This window comes from Weissella thailandensis, from assembly GCF_005405465.1.
GTDB lineage: Bacteria > Bacillota > Bacilli > Lactobacillales > Lactobacillaceae > Weissella > Weissella thailandensis.
In genome coordinates this window covers 56203-76119 of sequence record NZ_BJEC01000010.1, presented here as the reverse complement: position 1 = coordinate 76119, position 19917 = coordinate 56203, and the positions used below count along the sequence as shown (strand labels likewise).

The following is a 19917-nucleotide window of genomic DNA, read 5'->3' as shown; positions in this document are numbered from 1 at the left end:
TGTAGGTACATCGTGACTGCTTCAATTTGTACTTCTTTTGAAAACATAGTAAAACCCCGTAAGTTTTGGAAATTACTCCAACTTACGGGGTTCAGTTCATTGTGGCAAATTCGACTGTTCATCCTTTTTTCGCACAGCAGTCAATACACGATATTGTTTTGGATGGCCAGTATGAAAAGACAACGCGTGTGCCATCACGTTATGTTCATGATTGATTCCTAATAAACATACGACAATCGCTAAAATTGTTTTTATTCCTAACATTGTAAATACCTCATGATATTCATTATTTCTATACTAATGGATATTATTGGCCTTTTTATCAGTAAAATTAAGCGTTAAAAAAACAGTAGTTAACGTCAAAATACGGCGTTAACTACTGTAACTAATTAATGATTAACTTTTTTATTTTTAGCAAATTCAACCTTTGGACGGAAGAACCAACCTGTAACAGTACCCTTAACAATCATCTTCAAACGCAAACGCATATTTGGCTTGTGGTTAAGAAATACTCTCAAAATTTCATACAAAACCTTTAAATGTGTTCTCATATATAATAAGAAGCCACGTTGGCGACTAAAGTACATTTGATTTCTAAATGCATAGAAATAACGAGGAACACGATTGATTGTGTCTAATGAAACATTTGAGGCAATGTTATTTGCCATCTTATGGATGACACGTGAAGTTGGCACCATATATCCAGGCAATACACGCGCTGAACGCTCAGTATACTCAATGTCGTCACCCCAAATAAAGAACTCCGTAATTGGCAAGCCAATATTTGCAACCATTTCACGGCTGAACATCACCGACACGAAAGTTGCATTTCGTAGTGGTTCTAATTCCGTTGCATGCAATGAAATTTTATGGAAACGCTTCTTAGGTGATGGCAAATTCATTAACGCACGTGAATTATCTGTCCAGCGAACATCAGAAGCTAAGAAACCAAATTGATTGTTAATCTTCTTAGCTGAATTGACCAATTCAGTCAAGGCTGTTGATGTTGGCACAGTGTCATCATCCATCAACCAGACATAATCATCCGTTGTTTCTTCCATAAAGTAACGAATACCTTTATTAAAGCCACCAGATCCACCAATATTTTCCTTTAGGCGGACATACCGAATAGCATCGCCCAAACTTGTTAGATATTCTTGCGTATCTTCTTTACTATTGTTATCAACGACGATGATATTATCTACCTTCGTCTCAGAATTTTGTAAGGCTTCGATGACCTCTTTTAACATTGGTAGCCGATTATACGTTACCACAACCGCACTCACAGTCATATCAGATAGTCTCCCAACTATTACTATTTTTATAAAAGAACCTATTTTAAAAGCTCAATTACATTTATACATTTGCGACCTAAAAATATGCTTAGATTACTTCACTTTTCTAGCAACATAGATTGGACGCTTTTTCACTTCTAAATAAATATTTGAAATATAACGACCAACGATACCAAGACTCAATAGTTGGATACCACCCAAGGCTAAGATAATAACGACCATTGATGGCCAACCAAAGACTGACGTATCAGGATATAGTAGTGCACGAATGAAAACAAGGATTGCGCCAAGCAATGCCAAAACGAAAGCAATACCACCTAGAACAGACACAAGCAACAATGGTGCCCGTGAAAAGTCAATAAATCCTTCAATAGAATATCTAAATAGTCCCCAGAAAGACCAAGAAGTCTTACCGGCAACACGGTCTTGGTTTTCATAATTCAAATATTTTTGCTTAAAACCAACCCATGAGAAGATTCCCTTTGAAAAACGATTGTACTCTTGCATGCTCAAAATAGCATCTACCATTGGTCGACCCATGACACGGAAATCACGAGCGCCTTCAACAATGTGTGTATCAGACATTGAGTTGATCAATTTATAAAACAGATTTGAGAACCACGAACGAACCACCGGTTCCCCTTCGCGACTTGTACGACGGGCACCAACTGCATCCCATTCACCAGACGAAACACCAGCTAACATTTCCGGTAACATTGATGGTGGATCTTGCAAATCAACATCCATCACAGCAACATATTCACCAGTTGCATGTTCAAGACCAGCATACAAAGCTGATTCTTTACCGAAATTACGGGAAAACGATACTGTGTGAACATGACTATCTGCTGCAATCAAGTTGTCCACAGCGTCCATTGTGTTATCCGTAGATCCGTCATCAATGAACCAATATTCTAATTCATAATCGGCAAAATTCTTATGTTCCTCTTCTATTGCATCATAAAATAATTTTACTGTGTCTTGTTCATTAAAGACCGGTACAATCAAAGATAATTTAGCCATTTCTTCCCCTTTTCGAAATCTTACTGCATTCTATTATAGCAAAATTCCGCTTATTTCCTATCTTTTATAAATTTTTTTACAAAACCAATACTTTCCGTAACGAGTTTGGCACGTAATATGAAAATGATGGCGAAATAAATAATTGCACCGACCAGAATACATACTACCGTACCAGTCGGATTTGCCTGTAGCCTTATTGTCATAGGTACAATAACGGCAAACATAATTGCCCCAGCAACCAGATACTTCCATGTTCCGGAGAATAACGTGCTAATCGATAAGTCATGACGAACGACTATCAGCTGATATAAGGTCACGACACCTTCTGACAAAACAGTTGCAACCGCAGCACCATACAAACTCCAAAGTGGAATAGTCACAAAATTAAGCAAGATATTTACTAATGCACCGATCGTCACTGACATTGTAAAATCCTTTGTCCGACTAATGGGCATTAAATATTGGGTTCCTAAAACGTTACTCCATGCAATCAGGACAATAATCGGTGACAAAATCGAAATTGTCCAACCAGCTGGTAGGAAAGATGGTCCCATATACCAAATGGTCATTTTAGGACCTAAAGCCATCATACCAAACATTAACGGTACAGATAACGCGGTGACAAAGTCCATCGACTTATAAATGGCTTTATTCACTGCTGCAAGATTACCCTTTGAAAAATAATTGGCAACACGTGGCAACATAACCGTTCCTAATGCTGTCACTAGTGCCAATGAAACTTTAATAATCTTATCCGCGTTTTCATAGAATGCCGATAATCCAATTGAGTCTGGCTGGAATAATGGCAACATGGTTTTGTTTAATTGTAAATAAATCTGCGTGGCAATTGTCGGCATAAACAAACCCAAAGTTGGCAACATATGCTGCTTAAATTCTAATGTTTTAAACTTAGGGAATTTAACTTGGCCCGGAATATAAAACCACATGGTAATGTTACCAGCCACCTGAGTCAGCGCCAATAGCAAAATGTAGTTATTTACATCGTCAGGTGATTTAACAACCAAAAAGATTAGAATAACCATCGCAATTTTTACCAAAGAATTACGAATAACCGTTTTTCTAAAATCTTCTAACCCCATGAAGTACCATGAGATATCTAATAAACCAGAAACAATGACCCATGTTTGTAAATAAAGTTGATGGGTATTCTGACTAAATTCACCCGAAACATGGCGCATTGAAAACACAAACACAATATAAACAATAATCGCAACCACACTAACACAGGTGTGCAACAATTGAATTTCCCAAAAACGTTTGCTACGCAAGTCAATGTCATCGCGCACATAAGCAATTTCACGTTGACCATAGAGTGTAATTCCTAAAGTCGCAAACAACAGAAAATAGCTGACGATTGAGTTAGTCCAGGCTTGGACCCCCATCCCTTCGGCACCCAATACGTGCGACAGATAGGTCATCGTGATTAAGGGCGCTAAAACAACTAGCAGCTGATAAAACACATTATATAAATAATTTTTAACGACTTGCATGGTTCCATCCTCTGTTTGTAATCATTTCTTTTGATTACGGAATAATTTTGTTTAAGACTGGGACTTTTTTAAATATAAGTATAATAATGAGACAAATAATCCAGACAATCAACGGTAATCCCAGTAAGTGAAATAATGAATCCGGATTGATATGTAGAAAATGAGTCACTATTTGAATGATAAATTCGTGAACAACATATACGCCAAGAGAAGATCCAGAAAGACGTTTCAACCATAAGCCTATTCTAAGATTTGGTTGCCACGTCATTGGAAAATGGTGTTGGAAAAATAACCAGATACCTAACGGCAAGATAAACCCACCGATTGAAAAGATGTTATACACCTCACGAGCAGTTTCACCATGCCTGATTGAAAGGAAAACTGTCAATAAGAACATAAATAACACACTCAAGCAAGATAGACCGTATATTATCCGCCGTTGTTTATCCGATGTCTTAAAATTATGCAGATACCAACCAACGAAAAAGATACCAATTCCCATACTCAACGCTAAAGGAATATTTGATACAAGTTGACTAAATGGTCGATGTATCAAGCTATACCCATAGTTGATGATGCCAGTTCCGATTATATACAGCCAGATAATATATTCAACGACTTTTTTATTAGCTTTCGTTGCTAAAAGTGATAGAAACGGCATAGCGATATACACTGGAATAATATAGTAAAAGAACCAAAAAATAGGCTGAATCTGGTCCTGTTCGATGCCATTAATCAGTCCCTTAAATGACCAATCGGGATTCCCCATTATAAAATGATTCCAAGCATACCAAATAGTCGACCAGATAATGAACGGTAATAATATTCGCCACCCTCTTTTCTTCAAAAATGTCCTGGTATCATAACGTTCACGATAATTTAGTAGGTTAGCACCCGATATCATAAAGAATATTGGCACTGCCCAAATAAATAGTACCTGAATGAATACACTAAGATACCATTTTGAATCACTTGGTGAAAAATTAAAAGCGTAACCCGATGTATGCAACCATACCACTGCAAATGTTGCAACAATATTTAAAATGTCCAAATAATAATAATGCTGTTTCCTTACGTTAACTGGATTTTCCATGTCACTCCCGTCATTGTATATCAAACTCTTATAAACAAAACAAGGCACAATACACTGAGAGTGATTGCGCCTTGATTATCTATTAATCTATCAAAAATTAATGTTCTTCATCATGTGCGAAGTTAAAATCTGATGGAATATCAAACTCTTTACGTACTGTATTGAAGGCAGCATTGAACACTTGATCCATATCGTAATAACGATATTGGCCTAAGCGACCACCAAAAATAAATTGTTCCTTATGCTGACGTGCTTCCTTTGCATATTCCTTATACAGATTTGTATTCTTTTCATCGTTAACAGGGTAATAAGCTTCCTTAGAACGATCCCATTCTTGTGGGTACTCCTTGGTAATGATCGTTACGCCATCATCTGACAAACCATCAAAGTGCTTCCACTCCATTACACGTGTATATGGTGTTTCTGCATCTGTATAATTGATCACCGAATTACCTTGGTAGTTATCTGTTTGCTTTAGTTCAGATTCAAAGCGAACTGAACGGTATTCCAACTCACCAAACTTGTAACCAAAGAATTGATCAATCATACCGGTATAAACGATACGAGGGAACTCGGCAATATATTCGTCTTTGTGATCAAAGAAATCTTCATTGACACGAACATCGATCAAATCGTTGTCCAACATCTTTTCAAAGATTTGTGTATAACCACCTACCGGAATTCCTTGGTAACGATGGTTGAAGTAGTTATTGTCATAGATAAAACGAACAGGCAAACGCTTAATGATGAATGCAGGCAGTTCTGTTGCTTTACGTCCCCATTGCTTTTCTGTATAACCTTTCACTAGTTTTTGGTAAATATCTGTACCAATTAATGAAATGGCTTGTTCTTCTAAATTACGTGGCTCGCGGTCACCTAATTCAGCTAAAGCAGCTTGTTTTTGTTCTTCAATCTTAGCCTTAGCTTCAGCGGGTGTCTTCGTTCCCCACATTTCATAGAAGGTGTTCATGTTAAATGGCAAGTTATAAAGTTCACCTTTATAGTTAGCCACCACTTGGTTTTGGTAACCATTGAATTCAGCAAACTGATTGATGTACTCCCAAACCTCTTTATTATCCGTGTGGAAAATATGAGCACCGAAATCGTGGACAGTAATCCCATGATCAGTATGTGTATAAGTGTTTCCGGCGATGTGTGAGCGCTTTTCGATGATAAGTGAACGCTTACCACGTTTCGCAGCCTCGTAAGCAAAGATTGCTCCAAACGGACCGGCTCCAACAACTAAGTAATCATAATTTTTATCATTTAAAGTCATTTATTCATTTCCTCTACATATCTATAAAAAAATATCCTGAACTTACTTTACCATAAATCCAGGATATTGTGTTTTAAAAGTGAACCTTCTTATTTGTATCTTTAAAAAACTTACGCTTTAAAAATTGGGTCCCTTTGTCGAGCCAATTCGTCTTTTCCGTTGTTACCAACGGGAACTCACGGAACGTTTTTTTATTTGTATATAACCAAGTATCCATCAAACGTTCTGACAAGAAGCCGAACACTCGCCGGTCCTGACCCTCATATGATTCATAAGGAATCCGTCGGGCAACTTGATCTAACACGCCAAACATAAAATCCGTATATGACTGAAAATCAGCCTGTTTCATAATAGCCATGTTAAATAGATGCGCCTTCTTACTCTGTCCCATTTGTTGAAAAGCAGGTAGATATTCAGGGAATTGCTCCTTAATGACATCCTGCATGGCAAAATAAGGCTCATTTTTATGAGCATTTAAATAATGCTTTTCTTGTGATTCAATGTAGTAATCACGTTGTTTTGGTAACAAGACATCGGCTTGTTCTAATGCAGCGTATATTTGTTCTTGATCCAGAATATCAGCTAAATCATGACCAGATTTTGTACCAAAATACCGCCGATAATGTGCTAGGCCAATAACATCTTCGTACTGCAAGTTATACTTTGCCCAATATAATGCGGTTAATTCATTAAAAAATGGATTTAACTCTGAAATATTCTCACCTTGATCATCACGCAAATACCCTGTTGGCACTTCATCACATAAAGCCGACCCAACCATAATCGGTTGATATCCTGCAACTTCAGGAATTTGATATGGTTTATGGGTTGCAATTAAAATCTTCATTCTTCTGACTCCTTTGCAAACACATCATTCTCAGCGATATGAACCACCCGCCAGTAAAAGAACAACATTAACAAAATCGGCCATGACATCACATTTGATGGTGTGACTGCACTAACTACCACAACCACAACAACAGTCATATAAAATGCCTTAATTGAAATACGGTAGAACATGCTACGCTCGTCAAATTGACCGGTTATTTTTTTCAAAATAACTAAGGAACGCTTAATTAGACTAAACAATAGCCAAGCAAAAGTTAAGCAGAAGACAAGACCATATCTTGCTAGCCAACCGAAAAGATCATTCAAAATTGGATAAGCTTGCTTGCGATAAACTTGCATATACTCAAAATTGTTTTTTGACCACTCTGGCAAGTTATCTACAATATATTGTCCTTCATAGCCATAACCAACACCAAATAATGGATGCTGTAGCCATGTTTTAATCAAAGCAATTGTTCCACCAAGACGGTTATCCGTACCACCTTTTTGGAAAATCCAAGTATTCAACAAACTATGGATACTTGGTACAGCAACATATGCAACCACTACGCCTAATAGCGCAATTATTCCTAGGAAAAATAAACTGATCTTTTGTTTTTTGGGTGCCGCTAACCAGTATACTAACGCTAGAATACCAATTAATAAGAAACCCGTGGTTGTCTTTGCTAACAACAATACACCTAAACTGGCAGCACCTAATACCAGTGCCGTCCAGTAAATCCAACGATTCTTAAATGCTTTCAATGGTTCTTGTATCAACATCAACAAAAATGGACTGAATGCAATTCCCACCAACAATGCTAAATAGGCCGCCTCTGGCTCAAAACCATTGACACGCATTGAGGTTGCAACATAACTACCACTGTCATAGAAATCACGATTTGCCCAATGACGTTCAAACAGATGCGCAATTGGGTTGACCCAATGAGATAATGATGTCAAACCAAATAGATAGAGAATCTGTGGCAAAACAATTAAGCCAAGATAAACGGCCATTGTAATGAAGACAGATTTCATAAACTTTACGGCATCTGCATAGCTACGAATAAGCATTTTTTGAATCGTATAAGCAATCCAAATCGACAAGATGACTTGAATAAACATCATTAATCCATGTAATAAGCCATATATGCGTGTCGTCGACCCTACTGCAAATGATTGATAGGTCATTAAAATTAGTTGAGCAACAATAAACACACCCCAAATACGTAAAGTGGTCGTTTTCGGTAAAACATCCTCTAAACGTGCAGGCTGTAAGTATAGTTTAACTAATATAAACAGACCAAATACAACAACAGCAATTTGAGAAAATAAATCAAAGAAAAAGAATGTATATGTTTTTGGCAAAATCGCAAAAGGCATTAACCAACTAACCATATTTCACCCCTTTTTAAGCTTTTGTTGCTTTAAAATTTTTGAAAATACCCGTGAAGAAAGCTAATACAATCCCTACTGCCAGACCAGCAGCCAAACCAAAGACAGCTGACTTTTTAGGTGATCCTGACACAATCGAATCAACATGAGCTTTCTTAGGCGCTGACATCAATTCTGGTTGTGGCATAGTTGAAATTAGCTTAGGCGCGTTAGCAGCATAAGAATCCGTATAGGCATTCACCATTTTAACTGCTTGATTGCCCTTTTTAACACCGCGTACTTCTGCCTTGATTAACAATGTGCTATCAGGTGTTGATAATGTCACTGCTTGACGTAACTCGCCAGCAGTAATTTTAACATGTTGCTTTTTTAACTGTTTCACAGCGGGATCAATAATTTGCTGATCCTTACCGATAGAACGATACGTTTTTAGCATCCAAGAATTTCCCATGACACGTGAATTTGGATCCTTAGCATTGGTATCATCCTTACCAACGTACATATCCCGTGAAGCACTAACACTCGTCACAGCTGGCTGTTTGTTCATAGCATACATCACACCACCACAAATAATACCTAATACAATAATCCACCAGGCGTTGCGTAATAAATGCTTGATCAAATCAGTTATAGTAAATTGATTGTCCATTTCACTATTTCCTCTTAGTATAAAATTTCTGACTTAAAGTATAATCAGTTAAATGCGAAAACTCGCTACGTTTCAGTATACAGGAGATGTAGCGAGTTTTATAGTTTTATCATAAATTCTTAAAATTTACATCGCACCTTTTCCCCTAAAGACCGCAATGACTGTCATAAATAAAATTTTGAAATCGAACCACAAATCAGCTTGATCAACATAGCCAATTTCTAGTTGCGCGCGTTCTGGATATTGAATTTCACTTCGACCACTTGCTTGCCAAAGTCCCATTGCACCTGGTTTGACTGATAAAAATTTGTCAACATCTTGACCATATTCTACCAATTCTTTAGCAACCACAGGACGTGGTCCCACAATACTCATTTCACCCTTCAAAATGTTTATAAACTGGGGTAATTCATCAATGGAAGTTTTACGTAGAAAGGCACCAAATTTGGTAATTCTAGGATCTTCTTCTGTTGGTAATTTATACCCATTTTCAACAAATTTCGCATAAAGTTCTTTGTTGGCATACAGCTTTTCCTCAGCTCCCACTACCATTGAGCGAAATTTATAAATACCAAACTCATGATGATTCTGTCCAATTCGCTTTTGTTGATAGAAAATAGGTCCACGATTTTCACCAAAAAAATAGAATACTGATACTACCAGAAAAATTGGCGATAAAATAATTAATGCAAATAGTGAAACAGAAATATCTAAAAATCGTTTGGTAAATAAGTATCCGGTTTCTGACACAGCGAAACCTCCTTCTTGTTTGCTAATGTTTTATAGATATTTTGCGTCATATTCAGGGTCTTGTGACGTCAAAATCTTTGGTCCATCATTGGTTATCGCAACAACATGTTCATATTGTGCTGACCAAGAACCATCCTCAGTCGTAACAGTCCAACCGTCTTCCTTAGAGGTCTCTACTTTCCAACCACCAAGATTGACCATTGGTTCAATCGTTATGGTCATACCAGGCTTTAAACGCAAACCATGGCCGGCCGTTCCATAATGAGGTACAGCTGGTTCTTCATGCATAGTTGGTTGAATACCATGTCCGATATACTCACGGACATTACCATAACCATTTTCATCGGTAACATATTTATCAATAGCTGCACCGATATCACCGATACGGTTACCCACTTGTGCTTGATCAATACCTAGGTAAAGTGCTTTTTTAGTAACAGCCATTAGACGCTTCACTTCATCTGATACATTGCCAACAGCGTATGACCATGCAGAGTCAGAGTAGTAACCGTCTAAATCGACAACCGTATCAACTTTAACGATATCACCGTCTTTTAAAATTAATTTTTTACGTGGAAAAGCGTGTGCCACTTCATCATTCACCGAAACAGTTGTAGCATACTCAAAGCCTTCAAAGCCGATTTGAGCTGCACGACCACCATGGCTTTCAATATAGTGACGACTAAATTTTTCAATTTCCCAAGTTGAAAGTCCTGGTTTGATTAATTCACGAAGTCCTTTATGCATACCAGCAATAATTTCACCGGATTTTTTCATGCCATCTATTTCACGTTGTGACTTAATTGTAATCATTTATATTCTAACCTGCTTTTCTAAATTCAGTTTAACTAGTAACATTATACGCTTACTTTAACAATTCTTGCGAACTTTTCTTATTATCCATAAAAAAATGGCCATTTTCAAAACTTCTGAAAATAGCCATTATCAGTTACTTTATCGCAGATAAAAGGTCCCATCATTACCAAAATAATAGTCACGATTATTTATCTTCTGGTGTCCTTGCACTGCTCGACCATCAGCACCAACATAGTACCGATGTCCCCAAGCTGTTTGCCATTGATTATGTTGGCGGAAACCATGCGTAAACCAGTAATATGTTCCCATGTAAAAACGGAAACCAGTATATGGTAATCCTTTCTCGAACCATTGCCAGCCACGATTAAACTGAACATAACCTTGCCACGGTGTCAATTGGCCTTGCGCGTTAGCATAATACGTTTGCTTACCTAGCTTAATCTGCTGGCTCGTGCGTAAAAAGTGCGTCCCGTTATTACCAAAGTAATACTTATACTCGCCAATTTGACGAATACCTTGCACTGCTCGGCCGTCAGCACCAACGTAATAGCGCTTGCCCCAAGCCGTTTGCCATTTATTACCTTGCCTTACACCCTTATTAAACCAGTAATAAGTGCCCTTATAGTAACGGAAACCAGTATAACGTTTACCACCTTCAAACCAATACCAACCTGTACCATCATTTAGATAGCCCTTTGCTGGTTTACCTGTTGAGTAGAAAATATTATTTACTGTTTGCTTACTAGTCGTTGTTGTACTGGTACCTTGTTGTAAAAATGGTGAGCCATAATCAACACTCACATCAAACAATCCGACAACGCCAGGAAAACTTGTTTTTGAGTTCCATTGCCACGCGCCGTACTGTGTATGCCAAAGATTATTCGCAGTTGGTTGGTATGGATATGACGCCATCCAAATATTTCGCAAGCCAAATTGGTAAGGCTTTAATTGCGTTTCTGCAATATAACTTGGCGACGTATACAACATATAGCGTTGATACCCATTAGCTGCTAAACGGTCACGAAATGATCGCGCATTTTGTGTGACATCCCCTTGCCGAGTGGCAACATCCTCTAAGTCATCAACTAACACTGTATGATTCGGTAGTTGATAATTTTTGACCTGTGTCGTAAAGTAATCAGCCTCACTGACTGCACTAGCCGGTGTTTGATACTTAGAATAATGATAAACCGCAATGCGCAATCCAGCTGCTTGGGCACTCGCAATTTGGTCTCGAGCACTTGGATTCACATAGTAAGTGCCTTCCGTTAATTTAAAAACGACTCCTTTAACACCATGCTGTTTCATCTTGTCAAAATCTGCTGTTGTTAAACGACCATTCCATGATGACACATCCACAAAGTCCATCCGTGGCGTCCCTTCTTGTCCAGCCGTAATGCCTGGCACACCATTCGCATAGACATGATGTACTAAAACCGCAATACCGAGGATACTAATTATTAAAATTAGTATCAGTTGTTTAAAATAGTGCATCAAAAAATTACCTCATATTTTGTATAATTACACCTTTTGTAAGTGCCTAATCATATTACAATATTTGGTAATCTAAATAAGACCAGTTATTTTACATGTATTAAAAAAATAGTCAGCTTACTGATTCAACTGATTTTTAACATATGCTGGGAAATCAGTCTGTTGTTCCTTGGCTGCTTGCCAATACTGAGTAATCGTCGCATCATCGAGGCTTGAAGAATCTATTCCTGCCTCATAAAGTTTAATACGAGCTTCACGAACATTTACGACTTGAGAATCATCCGTTGATTGCTCATCATCAGTACCGTTGGTTGTCTCTGAACTAGTCTCTAACGTCAGGCTTTCATCCCCGGACAACGATGTACTACTAACGCTTGATCCTTGTGATTGACTAGAAGATTTTACACTTGACGTATTTGAGGAAGGCCCATTATCCTGCGAACCCTCATCCGCTGATTGGTTAAACATAAAATACATTGCAAAAATGGCAATCACAATAACAACGATAGTTATGCTCCAAAAAATATGTTTACGTTTCATATTAATCACCTCTAATTAATTGCAAATGCAGGAGTTCCTGCATCCCAATCCTGTGAGTCCTTTGATAATTTACTCAAAATGCCATCAACACTATTCCAACCACTATAAAATTGGTGATTATATGGATCAAAAATCTCCGTGTTTCCTTGATTATAGCCATAACCTACAACAGCATGCCCAATTCCAACGTTCACGAAGAAAATAACTGGTTTACCTTGTTTCAATGCTGATTTCACTGCATTAGCTGTACTTAAACTTTGTGCTTGATGTCCATACGCATTAACCATTGTTTTTAGATCGAGTCCCGAAGCACCATACGACTCGTGAAACTGACTCACTTGATTTCCAACTTGACGTGGCGTCACATTAACACCATATGAACCCTTTAGGACCATGGCTACACTAGTTGGCACACACCCAGTTGCGCCGAAAGTACCACCACTTAACCAAGTATTTGACCATCGTTTATCCCACTGTGAATAATAATATGGTTTTGCCACTTTTTTAGGCATATCTCGTTCATAAAAGGTCCCGTTGGTACCAAAATTATGTTTCACACCATTAATAGTCACAATACCTTGGACAGCCCGGCCATCAGCACCAACGTAGTACTTATTACCCCAGGCAGTCTCCCACTGATTATTCTGACGAACACCCTTCTCAAACCAGTAGTATGAACCTTTATAATGACGGAATCCGGTGAATAGTTGTTCATTTTCGATCCAACGCCAACCTAAGCCAGAAACATTGACGTATCCAGAAGGTAATGCTCGTTGATAAAATGTCTTATTAGTTCCAAAATTATAAATCTGATTATTAATGACCCGCAAACCTTGCACAGCTCGACCATCAGCACCAACATAGTATTTGTTGCCCCAGGCAGTTTCCCATTGGTTATTCTGGCGAACACCGTTTTGGAACCAGTAATAGGCACCCATATAATAACGGAATCCTGAGTAAAGTTGTCCCTTTTCTAACCAACGCCAACCAACACCTGGTACGTTAATATATCCTGAGACGTCATCATTTCGTAAATAAAATGTCCCATTAGTTCCAAAGTTATATCGCTTACCATTGATCCATTGCTTGCCTTGCACAGCCCGGCCATTAGCACCAACGTAATATTTGTGACCCCAAGCTGTTTCCCATTGGTTATTCTGACGAACACCATTTTGGAACCAGTAATAGGCACCTTGATATTTTCTAAAGCCTGTATATGGCTGGCCATCTTCTAACCAGTTCCAACCACCGTTAGCTTGCGAAACTTCTGGTGCATAGACATAACCTGATCTGTGGTCAACTTTCGTCGATGGTGTGATTGCACGACTACTTAAACCGCCTTGTTCGTCTGTCGACTCAGTTTTACTTGAAGACGGTTCTTCTTCGTCTGCCTGACTCGAACTAACCGTCGTCGTACTTTGACTTGATGGTTCTGATTCGGAGATCACTTCACTCGTCGTTACCTGCTCACTAGTTGTAGTCTGCGATGATGGTGTCTCATCAGCAGAAATTGTGGCATAACCCAATTGTCCACCTGCTAATATACTCAGTCCGAACAACATCGTTCGGTACAAATTATTATGATTTTCCATGCCCATTACTCCCCTAATATTTTGTAAATTATACATATACTTTAACACTTCTAGTCTGACAAAACTTGTGCTAGCAAAGAAAAAAGCAAGAAAGAGAAAAATTCTTTCTTGCTTATATTAAAAATATTATGATTATGCTTTACGACGTTTATACCAGATAATATAAATGATCAATCCAGTACCGGTTGCTAAACTAATTGCCCAAGCAACATAAGTCGTTACTGGTGTTTTTGCATGAACAGTCAAGCGACTTACTGGATGATTCGTTGTCTTAATAACCAACTGCTTATTCTTATTTATCTTGTATTGATACCGATGGTTATTTTGATCAGTAATCTCATAGTTCAAACTTTGATAACCAACCATCGGAATGGTCGTTTTTGTATTCTTAGCTAACTTTGCCTGATACATCAGGCCATTAGGTTCAGAGGTTGCTTTGGTCTGTAGTAACTCATGGTTCTGAACGATTGCCTTTTTCTGTAATGATTTATTAAAATCGACATGCTCAGGCAGGTAGTCAAACGCACCATAAGTATCCCAATAACCCATCAAATTTTCAAAGTCATCATTGTTTACTTTAAAATTCGCCATCGGTGCATAACTGACCGGATGCTTCGCCGTTGACTTATAATCGGTTTGCACTGCTAAAGCATTGACCCGATCGACAAAGCCATATTTGATGTTAAATACGGCAAAAGCAAATGAAAATAGTGCTAATCCGATATAAATCGTTTGTTGTAGCCATTTCTTACTAATGACGTTGCGAATTGCCAAAATTGCGCTGACACTAAGCAAGAAGATAGCAATAATGAAGACACGGTGTGGGAATTGAATAACACCTAGCTTCGTATCATACAAGTAATTCCAAACATAACTTGAGCCACTAAAAATAACAGCGACTGATACCAGCGTCGCAATTTTTGTAAAACGATCCTGTTTACGCCAAGTTAATACCACACCGAAGATGGCTAGGAAAGCAATAATTCCAACTGTGTTTGTTTTAAAACGAGCATCAGCAGCAATGGTAAAGGTTGCTTTCACGAACTCATGCCAATCTGGTGCTGCCCAGATAGTTAACTCTGTTGCTGCTGGGGTTGCCAATGTATTCCCTAGCATAGCAATAATGAATGGCATTAAGAATACCAATGACAATAGAATCGTGATTACCGCAGCAACTGCCAAATTAGCTAACACATTCCAGCGATTTTTTCGGAAAATTAATAAAAACAACGTGAAAAGTGCTGTATAACCTGCAACGATTGCAAATGACAGTACGTGAGACAAAACAACCAAAGTAAAACCAATGACTAATAATGAAATGGTTTTTTTATCCAATTTCACCACATTATCAGTCGTTGTTTTAGCCAACCTAATTAATCCCAGTAACACTAGTGGCATAAACGACATCGCCCAAACTTCACCAAATAACCATTGCTGAATAACTTGAGATAATGTTGGCGTCGCCATTGTATAAATAAACGCTGCCATGGTGCTTTCTGTTAGTGACAGGCCTAATTCTTTACTGACCCACTTGGCAATACTGAACTGGGTTATTAGTTGCACCCACATCAACACATACATTGCTGTTACTGGTGGGAAAATAAACTGCAATACCGTCCCGATATAAACCGGGAATGACGGGTACATAGTTGGTACGATACTACCAATTTGATTAGCAGAAAATGTTGAGATAACTGGTATCAAATTACCATTTTTGATATGTTGATAAAATTCAAATATACGACTAGCATGGAATTGTAAATCCGCTCCTGCATATAAAAAGCCAAACCGGCCGACATAGGCTAAGATAATTGCGAAAACTAAGCCTGGAATAAGGTAATAACATCCCTTCTTTATTGCACTAGCATGCATTTTTTTACTCCTTAATCGTTCTCTGTTTTTTAAAATTAAAGGGCGCTATTAACTTTAAAAGTTTGATAGCGTCCTTGTCATTGTATCACGATAAATGCATCAAAATACTTTTTAATGCGGTTGCTGCTTCTTCACCACTATGTGAATTATATTGTTGGCTGATATCTGCTAGCACTTGATAATTATACTCATCTGCTTGTAATAGCGTCATCAATTCTGCTTCAGAATACGCAACAGGCAATCCTAAATCTTCTTGGGCATCTAAATAAACGCCCCGCCGGACATGATATTCATTAAAGTCCGGTTGAAAGAGAAAAATTTTCTTCCCATAGACGGCAAAATCAAAGAACACACTTGAAAAGTCAGTAATTAACACATCAGTAATCATAAATAACTTATACAGTGAATAATTATCTGCCGTAATGACTTTACCTTTTTTAACAGCCTCTGAAAAATAATGACCCCGATAAATCACCGTATAGGTCTCAGACAATTTTTCTAAAGTTGCCTGTGTTAATGTTGTCTGCTCACGGGCTTGATAACCTCTAAAAGTTGGCACATAAAGTAACACGGGTTTCTCCGATTTAATACCTAACTGATATTTCACTCGTTCTGGCGTTATATTTTCTTGATAGCGTGTCACGATATTTTTACGCAACTGACCATGTTCCACAAGTCTTTTTGTTTTTGGGAAGACCTCTTTAAATTTTTCTAGGTCATAATCCCCATATGTAAACATAAAATCAAACTGTACATGATCATACCAATATTGTACCAACTTAGATAACCCAATTTCTGCATGACCCAATGTCTTCAGTGGCACACCATGCCAAAATTGAATATAAATGTGTCGTTTATGACTAAATGGTATAAGACGGTCAATACTAGAATTAGCAACCCAATATTTAGACTTTAATAAATGGTAGAAAAAAGTCGGTGAATTAGACGACACTTTACGTCCCAACTCGGGTTGCACATAAATTTTGGGCTTATTCATTGCCCAAACCAGTTCATAGTCCTTAAATGCTGGGTCATTTCGCAACATATTATAAGCTTCTTTAGGTGTATCTGAGTACTGACGACCACTATAAGAGATAAATAAAATTTGCTTTTCGTTCGGCCTAATAAATAACTGTAGAATTTTAACGAAAGCCCCGACGGTAATCAGATATGCACTTCCAAAAAAGGAAGAATTTTTGATACGATTTTTAATTTTTTGTGCTCGACCCATATTAACCCTCTGCCCTATTTAATATTTTAAGTATAACAAAAATATGCTATTGGCGAAGCGTAATCATGTAAAATCTGATGAAATTAACGGATTTCATGCATTATTTCTGCACCACGATTAACAATTAAATAAGAACGACCATTCTGATCCCAGAATTGTGATTCAAACTCTCTAGTTGCTTGCTTTGGCGATACATAGACACCACTCTTAATATCTGACTTATTTAATTCACCGCGCCCCCACTTCGAAGCAGGAAGTGCATAATAAGCGCCATCGGTCAGATAAAATAACTGATCTGTTTGATTATTAACAGATAAAAATTGACCAAAGTAACCTGGCTTATTTCTGACAACCGTTCGTGACATATACATTTGTAGTTTACCGTGACGTATGTTTCCACGGTATAACATTAAATCACCAGCCTTGATGTTCTCAGCAGCCAGATTCTTCTTCGTCTTATTTGAAATCATACCAACGATCGCCACATTACCATCGTCATCAATACTGAATGTTTGTTCACCATGAAATGACTGATGATTCTTAGAATCTCGAAATCTAAATTTGTGTTGATCACTCGGATACAGCGTATCTAATTTAATTCTAACCAGACGTTGTTGACGTGATTTTTTAGCTAGGGTCACCAACCAAATGCGATTATCTTTAGCATTATAGGCAACCGCCTGACCATGACCCATATGAAATTCTGGGCCAACCTTAATTGCCTGAATCAGACGATCATCACTCGTTGTCGCAAAGCGATGTTGATTAATGCGTTGCTCTAGACTTCTAAGTCGATTTGCCTGACCAGTTTGCCAGACACCCAGCGCTTGTAATTGTTGGACATCATACCGCACAATACGGCCATAATTTTTTCGCTTCTCTGACTCATACATCACGTACAAATAACGACCATGCATGACACTTCCCTGTGGTAATTGCCAATTAACTAGCTTTGTTGATACAGTCGGTAACAATAACGCTGTCTGGTACCCTTTAATCGGTGATACCGAGCGGTCATTTGCTTGTAAAGTAGAAAATTTATTTTTGGCTGCCGTGTATTTTGGCTTTTTTAAATAGGAAATGCCGGTATCAGGCGCCTGCACAACTCGGTACTTTTTGGGTGCCGTACGACTATTTTTAAAAACATTCGACCAGTTACTGGTCTTAATTTTTTCCTTCGGCTTACTTAAAACTTGCCACTGCGCTTGTTTCATCCACTTTGTATTCGCCACAGCATGACCTGATTTATCTTGTAAACTTACTGTTATTTGATCATTTTTGCGTAAAGAACGTGATAGTTTTGCCGTAAAAGCTTGATTTAAAATGACGGACTTCTTTAATAAAGTGTCTTTTTGGTTTTTCACAATGAGTGTGTAGGCAACCGCCCCTTTCTCATTGTCATCATAAATCGTCCCTTTGATTTGATCACTACCAGTTTGTAATTGAATATTCTGTTTCAAATCCATGCTGACAACTGTATTATTAGTCTGCCCATAAATGGCGTGATTAGGTACGCAAAATGCCATCACAAAGAACGTGCTAAAAGCCAATAATGTTTTTAAATATTTCATATTTACCCAATCACCTCACAAACTTTTGCCACAAAAACATTTTTCTATTTTATCATAATAAACTATCCGTAGTCTTGCGCACATTAAAAAAGTAGTTAAGACAACGCATGTCTCAACTACTTTTTGTACTAAAATTTATTGCATATAACCCTGTAAAAGCTTTTCCGTTTTATCCCATAATTGCTGTTGCAAGGTCAAATCATTGACCTGTGGGTTAACCTTCTTTGCTTTTTTACGTTTATTGTAATAAGCCCCTGACTCCCAGGTCTCACCAGGTGTGCCTTCAATAAAGAAACGCAACGTGTCGCCTCCTTCTTGTGCACTTTGCATGACAACCTTATTCAACATTGTATGATAAATGCGATACATCCAACTCTTTTTATCATTAGCAAAGTTTGTGCGAATCATACCAGGATGGAACGAAACGGCTGATAAACCATTTTTATGGAAACGTCGATCCAATTCATTGGCAAACAAAATATTTGCTAGTTTGGCATCGCCATAGGCCTTGCTCCCTTTATATTTTTTATGACTATTATTCAAATCATTCAAATTGATGTGACCAAACAGCTGATGCGCAATACTTGAAGTATTGAGGACAACTGCTTGATCTGAATTAAAGTTTGGCATTAATAATTGGGTCAATAAAAATGGCGCAAGATAATCCACTTGGATAGTTCGCTCAAAACCATCATTTGTTAATGCATGTGTCCCAAACAAACCACCAGCATTATTAACTAAAATATCAATTTTCTGATCACCTAAAGTTCGTTGCAATAATTCTGCTAAATGTCTAACCTGATCAAGTTGTGAAAAATCAGCAGTGAAATATGGCGCATCCACTTCGTTAGCAACTTTAGCGGTCTTCGCCTTATTACGACCAACTAAGTAGAGATTGTACTCTGCTTTATTCAGTCCACGAGCTACTGCTGCACCAATTCCGTCGGATGCACCTGTAATAATCACATTTTTCTTTATCAT

Annotated in this window: 18 protein-coding genes; all 18 read right to left on the bottom strand. The window is 37.9% G+C overall.

The features are described 5' to 3' along the window. Positions 1-96 precede the first annotated feature (96 nt). A complete protein-coding gene (locus FFM62_RS10120; RefSeq protein WP_156834987.1) occupies positions 97-264 on the bottom strand; it encodes a hypothetical protein in 168 nt (55 codons plus the stop codon). Positions 265-389: 125 nt separating this feature from the next. Then, a complete protein-coding gene (locus FFM62_RS05970; RefSeq protein ID WP_075269456.1) occupies positions 390-1292 on the bottom strand; it encodes a glycosyltransferase family 2 protein in 903 nt (300 codons plus the stop codon). A gap of 96 nt (positions 1293-1388) precedes the next feature. Then, complete coding sequence (locus FFM62_RS05965; RefSeq protein ID WP_075269455.1) at positions 1389-2318, bottom strand: glycosyltransferase family 2 protein; 930 nt, start codon at positions 2316-2318, stop codon at positions 1389-1391. A 50-nt stretch (positions 2319-2368) separates the two neighbouring features. After that, positions 2369-3829, bottom strand: coding sequence for a flippase (locus tag FFM62_RS05960; RefSeq protein ID WP_115471262.1), 1461 nt, complete (start codon positions 3827-3829; stop codon positions 2369-2371). A 34-nt stretch (positions 3830-3863) separates the two neighbouring features. Next, positions 3864-4922: an acyltransferase gene (locus tag FFM62_RS05955; protein WP_115471261.1), complete on the bottom strand. Its 1059-nt coding sequence runs from the start codon at positions 4920-4922 to the stop codon at positions 3864-3866. Positions 4923-5019: 97 nt separating this feature from the next. After that, the gene (gene glf / locus FFM62_RS05950) at positions 5020-6198 is read right to left on the bottom strand and encodes a UDP-galactopyranose mutase (protein ID WP_075269452.1); all 1179 of its coding nucleotides are present in this window, start codon (positions 6196-6198) and stop codon (positions 5020-5022) included. 73 nt (positions 6199-6271) lie between these two features. Beyond that, positions 6272-7045, bottom strand: coding sequence for a DUF4422 domain-containing protein (locus tag FFM62_RS05945; RefSeq protein WP_115471260.1), 774 nt, complete (start codon positions 7043-7045; stop codon positions 6272-6274). Then, positions 7042-8424 (bottom strand): O-antigen ligase family protein, encoded by a 1383-nt coding sequence (locus tag FFM62_RS05940; RefSeq protein ID WP_115471259.1) that lies wholly within the window; start codon positions 8422-8424, stop codon positions 7042-7044. The genes FFM62_RS05945 and FFM62_RS05940 overlap by 4 nt, the downstream gene beginning before the upstream one ends. Positions 8425-8437: 13 nt before the next feature. Beyond that, a complete protein-coding gene (locus FFM62_RS05935; protein WP_075269449.1) occupies positions 8438-9070 on the bottom strand; it encodes a YveK family protein in 633 nt (210 codons plus the stop codon). A 126-nt stretch (positions 9071-9196) separates the two neighbouring features. After that, on the bottom strand, positions 9197-9820 hold the full coding sequence (locus FFM62_RS05930) for a sugar transferase (RefSeq protein WP_075269448.1): 624 nt from the start codon (positions 9818-9820) through the stop codon (positions 9197-9199). A 30-nt stretch (positions 9821-9850) separates the two neighbouring features. After that, positions 9851-10633, bottom strand: coding sequence for a type I methionyl aminopeptidase (map, locus tag FFM62_RS05925; RefSeq protein ID WP_075269447.1), 783 nt, complete (start codon positions 10631-10633; stop codon positions 9851-9853). Positions 10634-10774: 141 nt separating this feature from the next. Beyond that, positions 10775-12130, bottom strand: coding sequence for a GH25 family lysozyme (locus tag FFM62_RS05920; protein ID WP_115471258.1), 1356 nt, complete (start codon positions 12128-12130; stop codon positions 10775-10777). Positions 12131-12247: 117 nt separating this feature from the next. After that, positions 12248-12670, bottom strand: a complete 423-nt coding sequence (locus FFM62_RS05915; RefSeq protein ID WP_075269445.1) for a hypothetical protein — start codon at positions 12668-12670, stop codon at positions 12248-12250. 11 nt (positions 12671-12681) lie between these two features. Next, positions 12682-14262: a C39 family peptidase gene (locus FFM62_RS05910; RefSeq protein WP_115471257.1), complete on the bottom strand. Its 1581-nt coding sequence runs from the start codon at positions 14260-14262 to the stop codon at positions 12682-12684. A 132-nt stretch (positions 14263-14394) separates the two neighbouring features. Continuing rightward, entirely contained in the window at positions 14395-16134 is a 1740-nt protein-coding gene (locus FFM62_RS05905) for a putative glycosyltransferase family protein (RefSeq protein WP_115471256.1), read from the bottom strand. A gap of 85 nt (positions 16135-16219) precedes the next feature. Then, positions 16220-17365: a CDP-glycerol glycerophosphotransferase family protein gene (locus FFM62_RS05900; RefSeq protein WP_115471255.1), complete on the bottom strand. Its 1146-nt coding sequence runs from the start codon at positions 17363-17365 to the stop codon at positions 16220-16222. A gap of 83 nt (positions 17366-17448) precedes the next feature. After that, positions 17449-18936, bottom strand: coding sequence for a hypothetical protein (locus tag FFM62_RS05895; protein ID WP_115471254.1), 1488 nt, complete (start codon positions 18934-18936; stop codon positions 17449-17451). Positions 18937-19071: 135 nt separating this feature from the next. Next, on the bottom strand, positions 19072-19917 hold the full coding sequence (locus FFM62_RS05890; protein ID WP_115471253.1) for an SDR family NAD(P)-dependent oxidoreductase: 846 nt from the start codon (positions 19915-19917) through the stop codon (positions 19072-19074).